At 53.8% G+C, this 5763-nt stretch carries 5 protein-coding genes; 1 reads left to right on the top strand and 4 read right to left on the bottom strand.

Going from position 1 to position 5763, the window contains the following annotated elements:
• Positions 1 to 107: 107 nt before the first annotated feature.
• The 4 genes from HQL52_19725 to HQL52_19710 all read right to left on the bottom strand — a co-directional run bounded on the left by HQL52_19725 (position 108) and on the right by HQL52_19710 (position 4769).
• The gene (locus HQL52_19725; GenBank protein MBF0371672.1) at positions 108 to 515 is read right to left on the bottom strand and encodes a GIY-YIG nuclease family protein; all 408 of its coding nucleotides are present in this window, start codon (positions 513 to 515) and stop codon (positions 108 to 110) included.
• Between the two features lie 34 nt (positions 516 to 549).
• Complete coding sequence (locus HQL52_19720) at positions 550 to 1227, bottom strand: class I SAM-dependent methyltransferase (protein MBF0371671.1); 678 nt, start codon at positions 1225 to 1227, stop codon at positions 550 to 552.
• A gap of 134 nt (positions 1228 to 1361) precedes the next feature.
• Positions 1362 to 3434, bottom strand: a complete 2073-nt coding sequence (locus HQL52_19715) for an EAL domain-containing protein (protein ID MBF0371670.1) — start codon at positions 3432 to 3434, stop codon at positions 1362 to 1364.
• A gap of 183 nt (positions 3435 to 3617) precedes the next feature.
• A complete protein-coding gene (locus HQL52_19710; protein MBF0371669.1) occupies positions 3618 to 4769 on the bottom strand; it encodes an NADH:flavin oxidoreductase in 1152 nt (383 codons plus the stop codon).
• Between the two features lie 335 nt (positions 4770 to 5104).
• Between HQL52_19710 and HQL52_19705 the strand changes: the two genes are divergently transcribed.
• Entirely contained in the window at positions 5105 to 5464 is a 360-nt protein-coding gene (locus HQL52_19705) for an Hpt domain-containing protein (GenBank protein MBF0371668.1), read from the top strand.
• Positions 5465 to 5763: the final 299 nt, after the last annotated feature.

The following is a 5763-nucleotide window of genomic DNA, read 5'->3' as shown; positions in this document are numbered from 1 at the left end:
TTGCTGAAGATTTTGTTTTTCCTTGAGGGTTATGATTATCTCTCTGGATCCCCGCCTTCGCGGGGATGACGAGTCAGGGAAGAGTGTCTAATTTTGAGATAGAATTGCTATATATGTTGGAAAAATCCCATCCCATCGAGTTTCTCCTCAATCGACTCGATTTTCCCCCCGGCTCGCAGAAAATGTCCCTGACATCGGCAATCCGATGCCCCCATGCCCGGTTTGACCACAGCGATTTTATCCAGCTCCAGGAGCATCCGGGCGGTTTGGCACTCCTGATCGGCCAGGGTGACCCACACCGAGGTGACTTGGGCTTGGGGAATGGCCAGGAGATAGTCGATGTGCCAGTGGCGGCGGGTCGTGGTGCCCAGGTGGCGTTTGATCCGGGCCTGCCAGTGGCGTTTGGCAGAGCCCACATAGAGATATTCCCCGGCGGCAAGGGTCTGTTCGCCCAATGCCCCGACTCGGATGGTGCCTGAGACAGGAAAGTGAATCATCAACAGATAGGTGGCCATGATTTAATCCGCCATGTTGCGTGGTCGGCCTGGTTCAGCTTTCAGGGAGGGTGCCCATGATGGTGATGTGTCGGTCACTCACCACCTGAACCTCCAAAAAATCCAGGGCGGCCTCTTGCAGCTGGGCTTCGATTTCATCCGCTGTGTAAGCTGCCAACAGCGAGTTGTAAAAATCATCCTTTAATATTTGGGGCGCATTCCCGGCATGGCTCTCCACCAGCTCCTTGGCGGTGGTGATGGTGCCTGGCCGCAAAAGATCCATGATGCCAATCGATGCTCCGGGCAAACCCCGCTCATGAATGGTCTGCCAGAGGGTTTGGGGGTTGTCCAGATGGTGGAGCAGGGAGTTGCTGAGGATGATTTCATAGCGGGCTCTGGGAAGAGAGGCGCCGGGCAGCAGGCCGTGGATCAGGCTTATCTGGCCGGCCCCCTCCTCTTGTCTGGCCAGCATTCGACGCCCCTGATCGATCATCTCCCGGGAGCCATCAATCCCATGGATCAGGCATTGGGGATGGGCTTGGGCAAAGCGGCGGGTGACATCTCCAGGTCCACAGCCCAAATCCAGGGCATAGGCGGGTTTGTTGTGCCATTGGGGAAAATGATCCTGAAAAAGCTGGACAAAATGGTTGTGTGGCAGACTGAAATCCGCCTCGGCATAGGCTTTGGCCTGGGCTTTGTCCAGCATCAGCTGGGGCTCTGGAATGCGTTTCATCTATTTCACCTGAAAGGGCTCGATTGTCATGTGGCTCGATTTGAGCCGATTTCAATTCCAACAAATCGTGCCATATAAATCATTGAGGACAGAGGAGAGAGAAGAGCTGGTCGCTTTTTTAAGAGATGGACAATTCACGTCATCACAATGGATTCGGTAGAGTTGCGTGTTTCGGCAGACAGATTTTGTAACTGTTGGGAAATTTGCTTCGCCTCCAGGAGGAAACGTTCGGGTGGGAGGGGCTTGGCAAAGAAATATCCCTGGAGTTCATCACACTTCTTTTCTTCCAGAAGGTGCAGTTGATCTTCCTCTTCAATGCCTTCAGCCACCACCCCCATCTTCAAGCTTTTGGCCATGGCGATGATGGCATCGGTGAGGGCTGCGTGGTTGCTGTTGCGGGTGATGTCCTGAACAAAGGCCCGATCCACCTTGAGATGGTCCACCGGAAAATGCATCAAATGGCTCAAAGAGGAATAGCCGGTGCCAAAATCGTCAATGGAGAGGAGGATGCCTTTTTTCTTCAATTGTTTCAGCAGGGTCAGGGTATGTTGCATTTCGTCGGCCATGACGCTTTCGGTGATTTCAAGTTCCAGGCAGGAGGCCGCCAGGCCGGTATCGGCCAGGGCTTGCCCGACGGTTTCCAACAGGGTTTCGGATTGACACTGGCGCAGAGAGAGATTGACCGAAACCCGCAAGCCAGCCAGCCCCTCCAGCTGCCACTCCCGGCATTGGCGGCAGGCTTCACGGATGATCCACTCTCCCACAGGGATGATCAGATCGGTCTCTTCCAGAAGGGAGATGAAATGGTCTGGGGAGAGTTGTCCTTTTTGGGGGTGTTGCCAGCGCAGGAGTGCCTCACAGCCGATGACTTTTTGGGCTGATATGCTGATGCGTGGTTGATAATTAAGCAAAAACTCACCATTACTCAAAGCGTTGTGGATGGCGGTTTCCATCTCCAGGCGTTCCAGGGAGCTGGCATTAAGGGATTCGGTATAAAAGACAAACCGATTGCGTCCTTGATCTTTGGCCTTGAGTGCGGCGGCACCAGCATCTTCAATCAGCTTTTCAGCCCGGTCGGCATCTTCTGGAAAGAGGGCAATACCGATGCTGGGGGTGAGGACCAGTTGTCTGTCGTTCACCTCGATGGGTTCCAGGAAGGCAGCCAGATGACGCTGCGCCAGCGTTGCGACTTGATCTACCGAGGAGATGTTTTCAACGATGACCAAAAACTCATCCCCTCCCAACCGTCCCAGGGTATCCCCGCCACGGATACAATCGGTGAGTCGGAGGGTGGCTTCCATCAGCACCATGTCTCCGGCTTCGTGGCCGAGGCTGTCGTTGATGATCCTGAAGCGGGTAACGTTGAAATAGAGTAGCGCCAATCTTGTGTTGGTTCGCCTGGCCCGCTCCAGAGCCTGGTCCAATCGCTCCAGCATGTGGGTGCGATTGGGTAGATCGGTCAGTGAGTCATGGCGGGCAAGGTGTTGCATGACCTGGTTTTGGGTCTGTCTCTCTTCGATTTTATGGGTGCGAATGATCCCGTCAGCCTGACGCACCACAGCCAACAAAAACAGATAGAGTATCACCAATAAAAAGGTGACCCCCAAGGCGACGATATAGCTGGTTTGGCGGATTTTTCCCAAAAGATGGGTCACATCAGCGTAAACCTCAAAAATGCCCGCTACCTGGCTATTGGGATAGGGATAGATGGGAATGTAGGAAAAGATAATGTTCCGATCCGCCCGTACCCCTTCGAAGGTGTCGATCTGGTTTTTAAAGGTAATCTCGCTTGCCACCTGACCTGAAAGAGCAGCGCGAAAGCCGGGATTGTCGAGCTTGCTTTGACCTATCTGTTTGGGATCGGTGGAAAAAACGGTAAGACCGTCGGTATTGTAGATCTTGATTTTCAGGATGTGTAAACCCACGATTTTTTCAGCCAACTCCCGTCGAAGAGAGGCAATCTCCCCCTGCTGGGAGAGTGTTTCGTAGGGCAGGGAGGAAGCGGTGGTAATAAAAGAGGCGTAGCGAGGCCAGATGGTGTTGGAGAGTACCTGGGTCAGTTGGACGTTGTTTTGGGCTTCGTTTTGAGTCATGGCATCCACCGCAAGCCAACGGTGGAACCAAGTCATGAGAACAGCCACCATAAGGATGCCAACCAGGCTGCGGCGGGAAAAAGTACGGGTCAGGTCAAAGCTGTTTGTGGCCATGTATACCCCGTTATTCCAAACAGGCGATTTTCCAAAAATGTTTGCAAACAGTGTCGTTGGTGATTGAAAAAAAGTGGCTTGAAGTCTCAATTGAGAGAACGTTTTTTTAAAAGCCCTTCAACATTTCAAATCTTTGAGTCAAGCTCAGGTTTGATCCATCTGGCAGCCCCCTCTCGGTGGGGCTCACAGTTGGGTTTCATAAGAGGCTTCTGCAGCCTCTTTGCGGGCTTCCAGCATTTTTTCCTTCACACAATAGATGCCACCCTCTTTGAGGCCTGGTTTGAAACAGCCGTTACAGGATTGGCAGGTGGCTGGATTTCGGTCGCCGGAGCTCCAACGTTTGGCCAGGTCGGGCTCCCGAATGAAGGGGCGGGCCAGGGAGACATAGTCTGCACTTCCCCCGGTGAGGGCGCGCTCCACCAGTTCCAGGCTGCGAAAGCCGCCCACCACCATCACCTGGCAGGAGACCGCTTGCTTTACCTGGTGGGCCAGGGTGAGGTGATACCCTTCCTGATCGATGGTTTTGGCGCGTCCCCGAGCTGGGCTCTGTTTGCCTGAGGCGGGGGTGCCGCCGCTCACTTCGATGGCATCGATTCCGGCTTGATCCAGGGCCTTGGCATTTTCCAAAGCTTCCTCTTCACTGAGTCCTTCAGCCAAAAAGTCGCTGAGACCCAGCTTGATCATTACCGGATAGTCCCGCCCCACCGCTTCACGTACCCTTTGGTAGACCTCCATCAGAAAGCGCCGCCGATTTTCAGCGGAGCCGCCATAGCCATCGGTGCGTTGGTTGGTGTGGGGGGAGAGAAATTGATTGATGAGATATCCATGGGCACCGTGAAGCTGCACCCCATCGAAACCAAAGGCTTTGGCCCGGGCTGCACCTGCGCCAAAAGCCGCGACGATGCGATTGATCTCCTCCTGGCTCATGGCTTCGGGTATTTCTGAATATTGGGCGGTTTCCACCGCAGACGGGGCCAGGGGCCGGCGGCCTCCCGCAGCTTGGCTGCCCTGTCCTCCGGCATGCACCAGTTGCATGCATATCCGTCCCCCAGCAGCGTGGACTGCCTGGGTGAGGGCCGTCATTTCCGGGGCAAAATCATCCCTGTGAATGCCCATTTTTCCCGGGAGCTGCTTGCCATCGAGAGTGACAAAGGCATAACCGCTCATGATGAGCCCCACCTGACCCAAGGCGAGAGAGCGATAGGTATCGATCAATTTTTCGGTAGGGCGTCCCTCCTCATCACACATCCCTTCCCAGGTGGCAGAACGCACCAGCCGGTTGGGGAGGGTGAGGCCGTTGAGAATGATCGGTTGCAAAAGGGGGCTATCGCTCATGGAGGGCTCTTTTTGGGTCGCTTGGAGGAGGTGATGCCTGGATCATGCACAAATAGGGGTTAACTATCCATTAACACAGGAATGGTCATGGTTCAAGTATCCTGGCAGCCCTGTTTATGTGGAACAAGAAGAGCTTATACCAGTGAGATGGGGCTGAGTGGGTTCGAAAAACGCCATCTGATGGATTCAAAGCTTGAATAAACATTCCAAAAGGAATAAAGTTGACGGGTGATTATCACGAGGTGAAATTTTTTTTTCATCTGAAGTGAACGGCTTTATTTTTCTCGCCAGTACCTGGTATTGGCATCAATTATGAGTGTTCAATGGAGGTTACCGTGTCCGAAGACACACCATCATCTCTCGTCGATTCCGAACGGATCCATCTGCTTCGGGATAAAATGGGCTCTTCCCAGCTCGCTTCTCTGGCCAGTGTCATCGCCGATAGTGGCGCAGACCTGGTGACGCAGGTGGAAGTGGGAATGGCCAGTGGCGAAGCCCTGCAGATCAGTGAATCCAGTCATCGCCTGAAAGGCATGGCCAGAAATATCGGCTTGGTCGCCTTGGGGGATCTGGCCGCTGAAATCCAGGATGCCGCAGCCCAAGGAAAGATCGATCAGGCGCGAGGGCCGATTCAAGCCCTCAAGGATCGATTTGATCGTTCCTTCCTGATGTTTCGGGCTTCCCTGCAAGATTGACCTGGAACGGTCGCTCGATGCCGTCTGTGGCGTGTTGAGCCGCTTGTGGGTGCTGTGCTGCTTGTGGGTGCTGTGCTGCTTGTGGGTGTTGATGGGAAATTGCTCCCTCGCAACAGCTATCCGAAAAGTGCCAACCGTTCAAACCCGAAAAAAATCCCGCCTGACCCTTGGCAGATCTCTCTGTTCTTCCAAAATATCCCCTGCCTGAATGCTAAAAGTTTTGGTAACTATTCAGCACCCTGCCGCAAATAAGACTTGACAGCCTTTTTGGTCTGAAAATGTTTTGCTGACTTCGTAGA

It is taken from the genome of Magnetococcales bacterium (assembly GCA_015232395.1).
Taxonomy (GTDB): domain Bacteria; phylum Pseudomonadota; class Magnetococcia; order Magnetococcales; family JADFZT01; genus JADFZT01.
This window is presented reverse-complemented; position numbering and strand designations above follow the sequence as displayed.